This window comes from Methanomassiliicoccales archaeon (assembly GCA_026394375.1).
Classification (GTDB): Archaea; Thermoplasmatota; Thermoplasmata; order Methanomassiliicoccales; family UBA472; genus JAJRAL01.
Map to the genome: position 1 here is coordinate 98695 of JAPKYJ010000015.1, position 13788 is coordinate 112482.

Genomic DNA, 13788 nt, shown 5'->3' on the forward strand with positions numbered 1-13788 from the left:
CTCTGGAACTCCGGCCGCCGATCGTGTCTTTCCCGCTGGCACTAACTCAAGGATTGGTAGCCAGGCCCCAATTCCGAGGCCTCCCGGGCACGCGATTCCCTGACTTTCGGCCTCGGGAGCTCATCGGCGAGGATCCGGATGTCGACCAGGGAAATTCCTAGCAGTACTGAAGGCCGCCGGGGGTCGCCAACTGCCAAAATGGCGGAGAACCTCAAAGCCATCGGCCGAGGCTCGAGAGGCTGCAGGACGCATCGAAGCAGGCATCTAGCAGCAAATCACTAGCTTCTCCACAAGCCATACGCTTTGGATTCCTCAATCTCAAGTATGGTCATGCTGAGCAACATCAAGACGAGGGCTGGATCGCGGAACTCATCATGGTTGAAAGGATGCCCGTACCATTCTCTCTTTTCGACCCAGAAATGGTGGAGGCGATGCCTGTACTTGACAATGAAATCGACCAAGCCGTCGACGTCTATGTTGAGCCTCAACGAAACGAAGAGCGGTGCGATTCTCGATTCGAAGTCGGGGTTCCCCCTAATCACTTTCAGAACGGAGTCTGAGCATAGCCGCAAATCGTTCGACGCCTTCATCGCCCCCTCCACGTCTTTGGTCTTCCCTTCACCGAAGAGGCCTTCCAGAACGTAGTAAAAATCCTGGAAGGCGTTGATGTATCTCCGTGCGAGGAACTCGTTCCTTCCCTCTCTGAAGAAGGCGAGCGGGATTTCGATTCTCCATATTCTTGTTAGGTCCCCGTCAATGAATGACCTCCGGACTCTACGCAGCGGTTCTTCCGGTTCTCTCTTGGTGAACTTGACATTGTTTACGGTGAGCTTCCGTTTCTCCTCCTCGTTGTCTGGGAGCCACTCCTGGGTTATGTCATCATAGTGGACTCGCTGGACTCCATTTAATGTCAGCGCAGATTCGACCGTATGAAAGAGATTGAGAATCCGCGCATAGCGCTCGGGGTCCCCACCAATATCCAGACGGCTATGGTCCCCGTTGATTTCTAACTTGGGCGTTTCAGCGGGATCTGTCATCTCATATTCGATGCTCAGTCTAGTGAACACGCCCCTGTCGTCTCCTCCGAGGGTTATCAGGAATTCCTCAACTTTCTTGAATGCCATCGGGCCAACATAAGTCCTCGAAGTGACCCCACAGGAATATTTCACTCGCATCTCCAGTTCCTCCTCAGGCGTGAAACCATCGGAACTTGAATTGGCTGACCGCGGCGAATAGCCTATCGGTCAAGGCCCAAGCGCCCGCTCGAGTTCCTCCTCGGCGAGGCTTCCGGTGCTCTTGGCAGGCGGCCAGTTTGTAACCTATTGCACTGCTATAGTGGATCAAGCGGAGCAGAACCACAGATGGATCTGATGTTGCCAGTGACTCGCTCAAGAGATTCCTCAAGGGAGGCGTAATTCAGAATGTGAATCCTATTGACAGGAGACCCTCTGATAATGTCGTGTGCTGCCTCCTTATCTAAACCTTGATAATTCTTCAACCAGTCTTCGACCTCCGTCGATAAATACACTGGGTCTGCTTCATTGACTTTATCCATGTAGGTGAATTGGTCATGCGTCTGGCTCCTGTTCAGACATATCCCGGGTACTTCCTCAGCGAGATCCATAATGTCTATTGAATTTTCTATCTCTTCCAAAGTGACCTCATCTCGAAGGATAGACAAGGGTGCTGTTGTAACGATTATAGGAATCGTTAGCGTCGAAAAAGGAAAGACTCCAATTCTTTTCTTATTCGAAATCTTCTGATTGAGCATAAAGGAATTAATCCCTATTCCGATTCTATGTATATTGATCGAGGCATAACTCACTTGACTAACTGCTTCTCGAATGACGTTGGGGTTGGAATCACTCTGGGTCACATCTAGACCAGAATCCGCGATTGGGAGTCCGAAAAGATTTTCGGAGCCCAATAAATATTCCAACTTTGGATTGAACAATTCCCTATTCTTTCTTCCCCGCGGAGCCTCGATAAAATATGAGAAAAGCATGTTGGAGCCCACATTTCTATATGAATGTGCATATTCATTAAATTTAAAGAAAAACCATTTCTGGTTTCTATCTTTATATTTACATTCTATAACATAATTAACCATTACCGATGCAGACCTAGAAATCGGATAATTCTGGGAGAACCAGCAGTCGTTAGAAAAAGTCTTTCCATCTCTCTCGTATTCATAGTCTCCATGATCTTGCAAGTTGAATTTGGCCATTTTCTTTATTACGGATGCTTCCAAAGGAATACCTGACTTCAAGATTATGGATTTAAGGTTCTTCGTCATCTTGCTTCAATTTTACATGGATAACTGGCTAATAATGATATTCCTGCTTCTTCCACAATATGACCTGCGGAGGAGAACGATCGACCGATATCGTCCCACTAATTCTTTCTTACCTCTAGCTCCTCCTCAGCGATTCGGACTATCGCAGGCCTGGAGTAGCTGCTTGCTCTTCTTCAGCCAGGCCTCCAGCATAATGGACACCAGTACGCTAGAATCCTTCGTCTAGCCATGTGCAGAAGACCTCTATCACCCCAAGGAGGTCGGGCGCGGCCGCTACAATGCCAAGATTCAGGTCATAATCCCACGGCTCTAGAGTGCAATCTGGATATCTCGTGCTTTGGTCATGCGTCCTCGCGATGAGCCCGAGCAGCGTTAGGAAGCCGTACATGGTCATCCGGTTCGTGAAGTCCTCAGGCTCGATCTCAGCCATTATCCCTCCGGGCAAGTCTTCGACCTTGATCTCTCCATAATTGGAGATTAGCTGTTCGAAGTCGTCTTTAGCTAACAGGGCGCACTTGTGCTTGATTTCGTTCAGTCTTCTGATGTGTTCACCAAGCCTGGTGACATCCGCCTCACGGCCGTCGATCACTTCTTTCTGGGTCTTTTCGAGAGAGTGCTTGAGGATGGCAAGGAAGTCGTGGCTCTTCATATCCGAGAGGGTGAGACCCATGCGCTCTCCTAGCAACAGATATGCCTTTATTGCCTTCTCAGCTGCCTGGCAAAGGTGATAGGTCCCGGCTGCATGCAGTCCCGCCCCATGCAGCAATCTCGACGCCTTGGCATCGAGCCTAACGCACTTGATGAGTTCAGCTGCATATGTTACTTCGGCGTCCGCGGTCATCGTCTTCAAAGTCAGCCAATGCATATAAGCAATTTGCGCTGGCCAGTCCCCAGTGCACCGCCCATTCCCGTCCTTCCAGAAAACGGCTCGAATTGCGATATGGTGCCTTGCTTGAGCTTCAGACACCGAACCTCGTCGCGTCCCGATACGTCCTCGAGCGCTGCCGAATGTTCAGGTGGAGGTATATCTGCGTCGTTTCGATGTCCTCGTGGCCTAGGTCTTTCCGGACGGCCTCGAGCTTGATTCCTTTGTCTGACTGCCATTGATCACCTCAAACGGAGGGTTCGAATCTTGTGCTGTATGATGGGCTCTTGGAGAACACCGAGACGCACGTCCAAGAACGGGCAATGAACGCGGTGGAGGCCATTCGGAAATGGAGACTGAGGTCGAATAACTTCCTATGCGAAGCTTTCAGGGTTCAAGGGGCACTCGGTCATGTGACGCAACCTCGGTCATGTATTGCCCATCGCAGATCCACACCTGTGGATGAGCCCCCCCAATTCCAATCAACTGCTCTCGCCTTTCTAGGATTACCGCCATTATCGACTTGTTTGCATTTATCGCGATAACGACGATCACTAGGTGCTTCCCATCCTTGAGCGCCTTTTTATAACTATCGAGTTTCTCAGGAAGGAGAAACCCCGAGAGAGTCTCGAAAAACTCCATGCCAGTCTTGCCCCTATGCCCAAGATTGATTCTGACATATGGAATTTCTTGGTTTGTGTGCTCAACAATCGGATTCTCCACTATTTCAGCGTGGAATACCTTCTTCAGGTACTTTCGTCTTGTCCGTTCAATCCTCATCATTAGTGCAATTTGCGCGTCTTGATTCATAGAGTTGGTTCAGGAGGGCGGGGTTATGAAACTTGGCGTGAGAATCTCAAGAATAGATTCATATGGTGACTTGGTCGCTAGAGAATGGAGTATCTTTCATCTCAGTTCAATGATTAGGGGCTGTGGATTTGGAGTCTAAGACATCTGCACCCTTACTTCCTTGTCCTCATTATGGACCTCTTATCCAACTTCGGCTAAAGCTTAAGGTCGAGGGAATCTGATGCGGCACGACCCAGGACCAACGATCGCGCGTCCCATGACCGATGAAATGCTGAGCCTTCTATAGCGCTCTCCCGCTTCATCGGCGGAAGGGGATTGAGCAGGGGTGGGTCTTCAGAGAAGAGAAGAGCGCTGAATCCCAAAGGCAACTTTCGGGTTTAGAAATCCTCCGATGTCTTTTGTCTACTGATTGCATTTAGAATCGTTTGGAGCTCCTTCGTCGCTGCTTTCTTGTCAGAGACGTGATCAAGGTACTTTCCCTTGTCTATAAGTTTGGATGCCTGGGACATCTCCTTATGTGCGGCGTGAAGACGATGTATCTTTAAATCCTGTTGAAGTGCCTTGAGGTCCTCATTCGTGTTCGAACGGTTATAAATATCAATAGGCGACTTGATTCGACTGCATGTGGGGCATTGGCATCGAAGCGTGTGCGACTCCATGAGCTTCTTGAGACCTTCGCATGTATATGCTCCATAGGTATCGGTCGTGTAGTATCTTTTCTTGGGAATCTTACCTTGAATCTTCTGCGGAGTCTCCGGGTCCGCATCGAATCCCCTTCGCATTCCTCCGAATGAGTCGAACCCGTATACCGAAACCAGCAGATCGTAGGTGGGTTGAACGGACGAAGCGTGAGTGCCATGCCAGTTGAAGTGGGGGACGTTCGTGCCGTGGATGAGAAGACTATCCCAGTTAGGTACGCTATCGATAATCCCCCTCATCCTTGATTGCTTGATTTTGGCACCGCCGCAATCGAAAGTGAGCGATTCGAATCCGTTCTCAAGATAGGTCTTTGTGATCTTCTTGGCGGTTTCTTCGCTTATGGCATAAGGGACCATTCCAGAGATGGCATATTCCTCTAGGAAGTCTCCCTTCCTGGTCGAATAGACTGAGGACCCTATCTTAGCCCATTGTAACTCATGGGCATCATCCATGATCATCGGGGGAATGAGGATATCGATGCCCTCGATGTCGAATAGGTCGAACACCTTTTGCACCATCTTCTCCGTTGGGGCCGGGAACGGCCTGAAATCCATTGGGTCTTCGTTGGGACTTCGTTCATTGACAAAGTAAGGGAATGCAATGTTGATGCCGGAGTCGCCAATGTCTGATAGTGTGTTTTGAAGGGCGTTCTTGATATTGTGGTGCTCAGAGTCACTCGTGACGATTGCCCTTAACCGCTTTGGGTTAATCTTCAACCCAATTTCATTGATAATCGTCCTCTCAACCTGTTTCTTAGCGATGTCAGTTTCAATCTGGGATTCAGTGCTAATGTTCGCGGCCTTCAGCGGAAGGTCCACCCTCTTTCTGTTGATCGTTACCCTGGTGTGCTTGGCCCTTCTATCGTCGCGGTCCTTTCTTGCATCAATTCCTATTCTTGCTCTTGACATACCTCTCACCGCTCCAATTTTTCTGGATGAACTCGTCCAATGCCTCTTTTATGAAATCGCTCTGCGTTTTCCACAAGCCAGTCTCCGCTACGATCGTCTCTATCTCAGCCTTCATGGCCTCAGAGATTCGGACGGCTACGAAAGGGCACATAAATAGGGATTGGTTACACCCTATTTATGTTTTACAGTCTGTTATACAAATTGTTATACAGGAAGGATTATGGATGTATAACATTTCGTTATACAATTGCCAATTTGAATTATCTGGCAATAAGAAATATTGAATCTAACAACTCATAATTGGATACTAATCGCGGTTGCTGACATCATAAATGAATAATAACTTCTGTTAAAAAAGTTATTACCGTCTTACATGAACGCCCTCTCGAGTTCCTCTTCGGCCAAGCCGCCAGCCCTCTGGATGTAGTACTGCGCGATCTTCAGCTGGCCCCAGCCGAAGAGGTCGCAGAGGACCCGGGGGTTCTTGACCTTGTACGCCAGCCTCGTGGCCGCCGTCACCCGGAGCGAATGCGGATAGGTCCGGGCCTCAAGCCCGGACCTCTCGGCTATACGCTGCACGATCCGGTAGACGGTGATTCGGTGTATTCCGAGCCGCTCGTAGGCGGTAAAGTAGGCCCTGACCGCGTCCCACGCCCTCCGAGACATCTTGAGCGCGGGGATGGTCCTCGCCCCCCACCTGGTCTTCGGGGTCCAGCCGTCCCTGTCGCTCGACGGGATGATGATGTGCCCCTTCTGGAAGTTGAGCCAGGACCTCTGCAGGTGCGCAATCTCCCCCTCCCTCATGCCCAGGTCGCCGGCGAGCAGCAGGATCAGGAGCTCTTCCGGGCGGTCGGGGTCCGCGGCCTGCAGCAGCTGCTCGTATTGCTCTTCATCGAGAGCGTCGTCGCGGGATCCCATGATCATCGATATGCAACCAATGGCACTTATAAGGTTGCATTGTGCAACATTTGAGGGTGTTGATCCTATAAGGTATCGACCGAGAATAAGAAAGAATGCAACAATTCATGCTGAAATGTTGCATATTATGAGGCGCAAGATTGTGCATTCATTCCAGATTTGCCTCTTTATTCTTTTCTCTGAGCAAAGATGGGAATTCTATTGAGAATATGACTCGCTTCATGTTGCACCTAGATACTTCGAATAAGTCTGAGGAAATGCCTTATTACATATTCATGAGGTGAGAATATGGTGGCGTCTTTCTTCCTAATTAGCTCGTGAGGTCTTAGACAGTCCACATTGGCTAAGCTAGGGTTCGTTCAGATTTACTTTGTTGGGTTTTACTGTCTTATCGATTACTATAATTCCCGCTTTCTCGAGATTCGATAGATATTGTCTAACTTGAGCGGGTTTCATTTTCAAACCATTGCTGATCTTTGGCACTGTATTCAGGCCCCCTTTGATCTGTTCTAGAACTAACTTACTACCAAGTTTAACCTCAGCTATCTTACTCAGCTCCCTTTTCCAAGGAATAGAAATGCCATATTTCTTCTCCATCTCCTCTATCTTTATCAAAAGAAATACTTCCCAGATTCTACCTCCTATTAAATCATCATGTTGACTCTGGAATCGACATTCCGTCAAGAGTGTCTCTTTATCGATTCCCTTTCGATAAAGTACAATCATATCGTCAAGATCTCTATTGCGCTCGGTTACACTTTTCAAAAGAAAGATGTCTTCTCTTGAGCATAGACTGAGAGAAATTTGGCTAAGGTCGCTGTAAAACTCTGATCGTTTTTTCATGCCCTGACTGAAAATTAGTTTGTCGCATATTGTTCCAACAAAAATGTCAATTCTCATGCCTCTTGATATAGTCAATATTCTTGCATCTACTAGACTCTTGCATTCAACAGGAGGTCGAATACTCACCTCAAAACCAAGCCTTGTTAATGCTTTGTTCAATTCTTCTGCGTGTTCTTCAGATTCCAGAATTAGATCAACATCTTTGGTGGCATCCTTCTCCCCCCTGATGGCCATCGCACCCCCACCGACCAAATATACCGATATGTTCTTGGAGCATATCTTACCAGCTTCAACTAATACCGATAAAACCTCTTCCTTGTTGAATTGGGTAGTCTCCACTTATTGCACCCCATATTGGCGATAAAGGTCATCAATGTCGATTCTACTTGGCAGAAACGGATTGGTAGTTTTCCTGCTAGACACGAAGTCGATTATTTCTTTTACAAGCTTATTGATTCCAACAGATCTAGCTTCTCGCAATAAGTACTTGGAGTCGAACCCAGTCTTCTTTAGTAATAACATGGAGTAACTTATTCCCCGTGTGCTATATGGGTCTATCAGCAGATTGTGAATAGCCACATCTTCGGTTCTTAAGTCTGGATGCCAATACGAATAATAATAATAGTTTGTCTCAGAAACGAATTGCAGACCATAATTTGCCATTGCAGATATGCATGTTTTCTGGATTCCCGTAGAATCATCTAGTGAGGGGGTTGAAAAAATGCATTCTAAACCACCACTCCAAAGCAGAATCCCAAATTTTGTTTTCATTTCCACAATCTTAATGTTTACACCTTTTGAGAAATCCTGCAAGAACTGAGCCATAAAAACGTCAGTGGATGAAATCATAATCTTGGATTCTTTCTGAGTCACCACCCCATAATTCCTTAGGCTCCAAACCAGGACTCTTACCGTATCCTGCTTAAGTTTGGTCTCTTTTGCTATTCGTTTAACGCTTTTGGGAAAATGCGATATTGCTAGGAGAACGAGAAGTTTTGACCCTATGATTGCATCGAGGGGGTGCTCATTCGATAGAACATATCTCTTTAATGCTGCCGCATGGAGATCTGTACTCGGTAGGAATTGAATACCCCGGTCGCCATGGCTCGTTACTACTTTTTTCTTATTAAGCGCTTCAGCTATCCGGTAAACGGTTTTGTTCGATGAGCTTGTGGATTTTACAATATCATTCACTGACATGTTGCCTAGGCAAATCGCTCGAAATGCCTCAAGCTGATTCTTAGTGTAAGTAAAGGTGAAGTTAAACATCATGTTACCAAATTGACATTTCTTTATATAGATTTTGTCATTTTCATAACAGACAATTTTACAATTAATACTCAATCATAGGCTATGAAAAAAGCGACATATTATGAACTGGTTATCGATTTTATGAAAACGAATTATCTTTAGATGTTCGATTCATTCGTTTCTTAATTCCTTATTGTAATGGATTTGACAATTTACTTATAATGATTTGTCAATTTCATTACACTCAATCGAAACGGCATACATCTACTGCGCAGTAGATGTATGCCACGACAACGAGGCAGAATACCTACGTTTTATCCAGTACCTATTGAGTCATATCCAAAAGATCCTACTGGCGTATTAGAAAAAGCTTGGAACGATCGATCATTCCATTCTCTGGGGAATAATCCAGGTGAGACAACGGACACTCGGGGGGTCACTGCCGAGAATCCTGGGTTAACTAGCTTTCGAGTTACCCCACTGTTACCCCACAGATACCCCCTAGTTGACCTTGAGTTAACCTACTACTCTCCTCTCTATCCAGATAGAGAAGAAAGAAGGAAAGGCGGCGTGTTGTGAGTAGGGGAGAGGGGAGGGAGATGCGCAAGACCACCTTAGTGGCCCATGAAGGTGGGAAAGAAAAGAAAGGGTTTGGCCGGCTCGAACTCACGGGAAGCGGAGCCTCGTTATTGACGTCGAAACCCGACTAACTGGATGTGGCGGCTGGTGCTACCCACCGGGCCCGCCACTTCTGCATCCATTTAGTCGACACGATACTTCAATGAAAAACCCTATCGAATCCGACAGGACTTTCCCCTCGCCTTTTTCTCTACTCTGCCATCGGTTGCGCCTATATATCGCTACATGATTGAGAACCCGATTCGCAGGATTGGCTTTGGGCCGATGTCGATAGCATAATAAAGGTGCAGCTGTCGTGATAGACAGGGCATATTAAATGGCAATAACAATGAATTGGGGGGCACTGGGACTCGGATCAGTAATAGCTTTCGTCATAGGCTGGCTGATATTTGGTCTGCTTGGTGCGGTAGTATTGGCCGTCATAGTCTTGGTATTGATGGGAATTCTGAAATTCAGGTAGGAAATGCCAGGGGGCTCGCAATACTGGCTACGCATGAGACGGTGCATCTGCCCCCGCCATCATTCTTGCCTTTCCGGCGGCTCCTCCTGCGGGGGACACAATTAGGCTCGTTTCGTATCTCCGATATCGGTCTGAGGAACGCTTAGATAGGCTCGGATATTGCAATGGAATGTTTTCACGCCGGGACGCGCTTAGCTTATCTACTCGAAGGGAATGATGCTGCGAGGAGCTAGCTCTCATGTCCGTTAACATCTACTTCATCGGCACCGCCGGCAGCGGCAAGTCATCGCTGGTCTACGCTTTCCAGGAATGGATGACGTTGCAGGGATTGGACTGCATCACCGTCAACCTGGACCCGGGAGCGGAGTACATCCCCTATCAACCGGACGTGGACATCCGGGATTGGGTCAAGGTGGAGGAGGTCATGAAGGACTACGCCCTCGGTCCGAACGGAGCGCAGATCGTGTGCGCGGACATGATGGCCTTGAACGCGAAGGAACTGGCCGAGACCATCGAGAAGTTCAAGACCAACTACGTGCTCATCGATACCCCTGGGCAGATGGAGCTATTCGCCTTCCGGCAATCGAGCAACGTCCTGGTGGACGTCCTGGGAAAGCAGGAGTCGTTCCTGGTCTTCCTCTCTGACCCCTCTCTGGCCAAGACGCCCAACGGCCTCGTGGCCACCCTCCTGCTCTGCGCTATCACGCACTTCCGTTTCGACATTCCCTTACTGAACGTGCTCTCCAAGGCGGACACCCTCACCGAACAAGAGCTGGAGGCGATCCTCAACTGGTCGGCGGAGCCGGAGGCGCTCTATAACGCGCTGACCACCAAGAACATCACCCCGAGCTCGGTGCAGAGCATCGAGCTCCTCAAGGCCATGGAGAATGTGGGGATGTACAACGCAATCGTTCCCGTGTCATCGGAGGAACCGAGCGGCCTGGAAGATGTCTACAGCGCGGTGCAGCAATCCATGGCGGGAGGGGAGGATCTGCGCACCGACTGAGCTGGCAGAACATTCTTAGCGCAACAGGGGTATCATTGGCGCGTGCGCCGCATCCTCATCTGTCCGCAGTGTGGTTCCACTGACATATTCTACGAAGCGGGCGGCATCACCGGGCAGGTCTACCACTGCAAGAAATGCGACTACATCGGTGCGCTGATCCTCGAGCAGGAGATGGACGAAGAGAGCATGCCCCCTATCAAGAAGCAGGAGCCAGAGAGGCGACGCAAGAAGCGTATGTGGTTCTTTCGCAGAGGCAACGAATAGAGCGAAGGCGATCCCCCGCCCACATCCCCTTTGAGCTGAAGAGGGGACCATCTGAAGCTCGCTTGGTACAGCACCAATGCCACAGATCCAGAACCAACTGTCGGTCGTACGATCTAGGCGAACATGGCGCCTGGCTCGGAGCACTTTGAGTCTTCGGTCTCCAGCACCTTGACGATGGCCCGCTCGAAGTCGCACGTGGTCACCATATCCCGGTTATCCCGGATGGCGAACATGCCCGCCTCCATGCATATGGCCTTGATGTCCGCCCCGGTGGCCGTGTCCGTCTTGGCCGCCAGCTCGTTGGGCTGCACGCTCTGGTCCACGTTCATCCTCATAGTATGGATCCTGAATATCGCCGTCCTCGCTTCGAAGTTGGGGATGGGGATCTCGATGATGCGGTCGAACCTTCCTGGCCTGAGCAGAGCTTCGTCCAGGATGTCCGGGCGGTTCGTGGCCCCGATGATCTTCACATCGCCGATCGGATTGAAGCCGTCCAGCTCTGCCAGTAACTGCATGAGGGTGCGCTGCACTTCGCGGTCCCCGGACGTCGCCACTTCCAGCCTCTTGGCGCCTATGGAATCCAGCTCGTCGATGAAGACGATGCTAGGTGCCTTCTCCCTGGCCAGTTCGAAGAGCTCGCGCACTAGCCGGGCACCTTCCCCGATGTATTTCTGCACCAGCTCCGAGCCGACCAGCCGGATGAAGGTGGCGCTGGTCTGGTGTGCCACCGCCTTGGCGAGCAGGGTCTTTCCGGTCCCCGGGGGACCGACCAGGAGAACGCCTCTGGGGGGCTCGATGCCCACTTTCTTGTAGAGCTCCGGCCTAAGCAGAGGATCCTCCACCGCCTCTCTGACCTCCAGGATCTGCTCATCCAGGCCGCCTATCTCCTTGTAGCTGACGTTGGGCTTGTCCAGGATCTCTGCGCCTATGACAATGGGGTCCAAGGAAGGCGGGAGTACGCCCATGACCGCCAGGGTCTGCTTGTTGAGCGCCACTCGCGCTCCGACCTCAAGATCCTCCGCTGGCACATACTCTGAAGTGGAAACGATGAAATCCGGACCGGTGGAGCTCTTCACTACCACCCTACCGTCGGCAAGCACGTCCTTTATTGAGCCGATGATCAGGGGCGGCGACTTGAGGCGCTCCATCTCCGAGCGCATGCGCTTGAGCTCCTTCTGCAGGCGGAATAGCTCGCTCTCCACGTAGCGTTTCTCGCCCTCCACCCTCCTTATCTCTTCCAGGAGCTCGGTGTTCCTCCGCTCGAGGACCTCGATCTTCTCGCGCATCTCGTTGGTGAGATCCTCCACCCGCGGCTCCTTCATGCTCTTTGCCTCAGTCAATTCTACCGGCTCTCAATATAAAGGGGGATGCTATTTGAAAGCTTCGAATTCCATGATGGTATTTGTTAGGACCAGAATGGCGCCTTCATGTCGAGTGACGAACAAAGACCCAACCTCAGACGAAGCTAGTCGAGCGTGACTTTGTTCGAAATGGGAAAGAATTATCTAGCGAAGGGATGTTTTGAGGACCGATGGCGTCTGCTTGTGAGCTATGTGGCAAGGATGTGCCTGAGACCAGGCCCACATGGATCGAGGGGACCCAGCTCAAGCTGTGCCGCGACTGCCAGAAGTTCGGTGACAAGGTCAAGCCTGGGGCCAAGGAATCGCCGACCAAGGTGGTCATCGAGTCACGGCTCCAGCAACGTGAGCGACGCATGCGCACCCGTGACGTTTACCAGGAAGAGGAGAATTGGGAACTGGCGGAGGATTATTCCAAGCGAATCCGCGAGGCGCGCGAGGGCCGGGAATGGAAGGTTGAGACCCTGGCAGCGAAGATCAACGAGCGTGCCAGTCTGCTAGCCAAGCTGGAGGCGGGCAACATGAAGCCCACGGACGAGCTGGTGGTCAAGCTGGAGAAGGAGCTCAACATCGTGCTCATGGAGAAAGTCCCCCTGATAAAGCCGGACAAGCGAGCGATCGCCTCCTCGGGAATGACGATGGAGCATTTCATCAAGAAGGCTAAGAATCAATAGCGCTGCAGCAGCTCGGTCTTCACTTTGTCCAGGTAGGGCGAGATGTCCACGCCTGATTCCTTGGCGACTGCCAGGGCCGCCACCTCCACATCCACGCCCAGGCGTTCTTGGACATTGTTGACCCGGGCCACGGTCTCTCTCCTCTTCTGCCCGGTGGACTTGGTCACCTCATCGAGTATCTGGGAGAAGACCGAAGGCTCCGGCTCTGCGTCCTTGAGCATCTCCTTGCAGGGACGGAAGTTGACCGGGATCTCCATCTCCTTGTGGCTGAACACCGGCTTCACATAGCCATCGGTGCGTTCCAAAAGGCCGCGCTTCAGACCCAGTTCCAGAAGCAACTGCGCCTCCTTGGGCGAGAACCAGCGGAAATCCATGGAGGCGGAGAAGACAAACTCCTTCTCGGTGAGAACGTTCTTACCCTTGCGTTTGAACAGCAGTGCCAGGCACGTTTCCAGATCGCCCATGTTGCTTCCCTCGGATCTCCCGCCTTTCTACCGCCTCACCTAAAAGATCATCACCTGGTCAGCTACCCATGATTAAGATCGTGGGCTTGTAACTATGCTTTTCACAGCACGCTACAGTTGGTCGGCTGACTCCTGCTTGCAAGGCAGGGGAGACCGCATTGTGCGTCTCCGGCGGCCTACTCCATCAGGAGCGTTCCAATGCCTTTCCCGCAGACCGTTGCTGGTCTCATGCCCGATGGAGCGATGAAGTTTTAGCCCAGAGCTTCAGCGGTCTTTCTCTCCCAGGCGGAGAGTGCCTTACCCCTTGCGAGGTGTCTGGAAACTTCTGTGTGT

General features: G+C 50.6%; 14 protein-coding genes. 3 read left to right on the forward strand and 11 right to left on the reverse strand.

The window, feature by feature from the left end:
- Nucleotides 1-278 precede the first annotated feature (278 nt).
- The 9 genes from NT137_03670 to NT137_03710 all read right to left on the reverse strand — a co-directional run bounded on the left by NT137_03670 (nt 279) and on the right by NT137_03710 (nt 8539).
- The gene (locus NT137_03670) at nt 279-1124 is read right to left on the reverse strand and encodes a hypothetical protein (protein MCX6652436.1); all 846 of its coding nucleotides are present in this window, start codon (nt 1122-1124) and stop codon (nt 279-281) included.
- Nucleotides 1125-1330: 206 nt separating this feature from the next.
- Nucleotides 1331-2296 carry a hypothetical protein gene (locus tag NT137_03675; GenBank protein MCX6652437.1) on the reverse strand — a complete coding sequence of 322 codons (966 nt, stop codon included), beginning with the start codon at nt 2294-2296 and terminating at the stop codon, nt 1331-1333.
- 208 nt (nt 2297-2504) lie between these two features.
- Nucleotides 2505-3137, reverse strand: a complete 633-nt coding sequence (locus NT137_03680; protein ID MCX6652438.1) for a hypothetical protein — start codon at nt 3135-3137, stop codon at nt 2505-2507.
- Between the two features lie 411 nt (nt 3138-3548).
- Nucleotides 3549-3971, reverse strand: a complete 423-nt coding sequence (locus tag NT137_03685) for a hypothetical protein (GenBank protein MCX6652439.1) — start codon at nt 3969-3971, stop codon at nt 3549-3551.
- 377 nt (nt 3972-4348) lie between these two features.
- The gene (locus NT137_03690; GenBank protein ID MCX6652440.1) at nt 4349-5578 is read right to left on the reverse strand and encodes a hypothetical protein; all 1230 of its coding nucleotides are present in this window, start codon (nt 5576-5578) and stop codon (nt 4349-4351) included.
- The gene (locus tag NT137_03695; protein ID MCX6652441.1) at nt 5553-5693 is read right to left on the reverse strand and encodes a hypothetical protein; all 141 of its coding nucleotides are present in this window, start codon (nt 5691-5693) and stop codon (nt 5553-5555) included. The genes NT137_03690 and NT137_03695 overlap by 26 nt, the downstream gene beginning before the upstream one ends.
- A 254-nt stretch (nt 5694-5947) precedes the next feature.
- Nucleotides 5948-6496, reverse strand: coding sequence for a tyrosine-type recombinase/integrase (locus NT137_03700; GenBank protein ID MCX6652442.1), 549 nt, complete (start codon nt 6494-6496; stop codon nt 5948-5950).
- Between the two features lie 348 nt (nt 6497-6844).
- Nucleotides 6845-7678, reverse strand: coding sequence for a hypothetical protein (locus NT137_03705; GenBank protein ID MCX6652443.1), 834 nt, complete (start codon nt 7676-7678; stop codon nt 6845-6847).
- Nucleotides 7679-8539: a hypothetical protein gene (locus NT137_03710; GenBank protein MCX6652444.1), complete on the reverse strand. Its 861-nt coding sequence runs from the start codon at nt 8537-8539 to the stop codon at nt 7679-7681.
- A 1388-nt stretch (nt 8540-9927) separates the two neighbouring features.
- Between NT137_03710 and NT137_03715 the strand changes: the two genes are divergently transcribed.
- Nucleotides 9928-10695, forward strand: coding sequence for an ATP/GTP-binding protein (locus tag NT137_03715; GenBank protein ID MCX6652445.1), 768 nt, complete (start codon nt 9928-9930; stop codon nt 10693-10695).
- A gap of 42 nt (nt 10696-10737) precedes the next feature.
- The gene (locus NT137_03720; GenBank protein ID MCX6652446.1) at nt 10738-10959 is read left to right on the forward strand and encodes a hypothetical protein; all 222 of its coding nucleotides are present in this window, start codon (nt 10738-10740) and stop codon (nt 10957-10959) included.
- Nucleotides 10960-11072: 113 nt separating this feature from the next.
- Here the strand turns inward: NT137_03720 and NT137_03725 are convergent, their stop codons facing one another.
- Entirely contained in the window at nt 11073-12281 is a 1209-nt protein-coding gene (locus NT137_03725; GenBank protein ID MCX6652447.1) for a proteasome-activating nucleotidase, read from the reverse strand.
- A gap of 209 nt (nt 12282-12490) precedes the next feature.
- On the opposite strand from NT137_03725, the gene NT137_03730 reads away from it, so the two are divergent.
- Nucleotides 12491-12991, forward strand: coding sequence for a multiprotein bridging factor aMBF1 (locus NT137_03730; protein MCX6652448.1), 501 nt, complete (start codon nt 12491-12493; stop codon nt 12989-12991).
- Here NT137_03730 and NT137_03735 read toward each other — a convergent pair.
- Complete coding sequence (locus tag NT137_03735; protein MCX6652449.1) at nt 12985-13455, reverse strand: DUF2240 family protein; 471 nt, start codon at nt 13453-13455, stop codon at nt 12985-12987. The genes NT137_03730 and NT137_03735 overlap by 7 nt on opposite strands.
- Nucleotides 13456-13788: the final 333 nt, after the last annotated feature.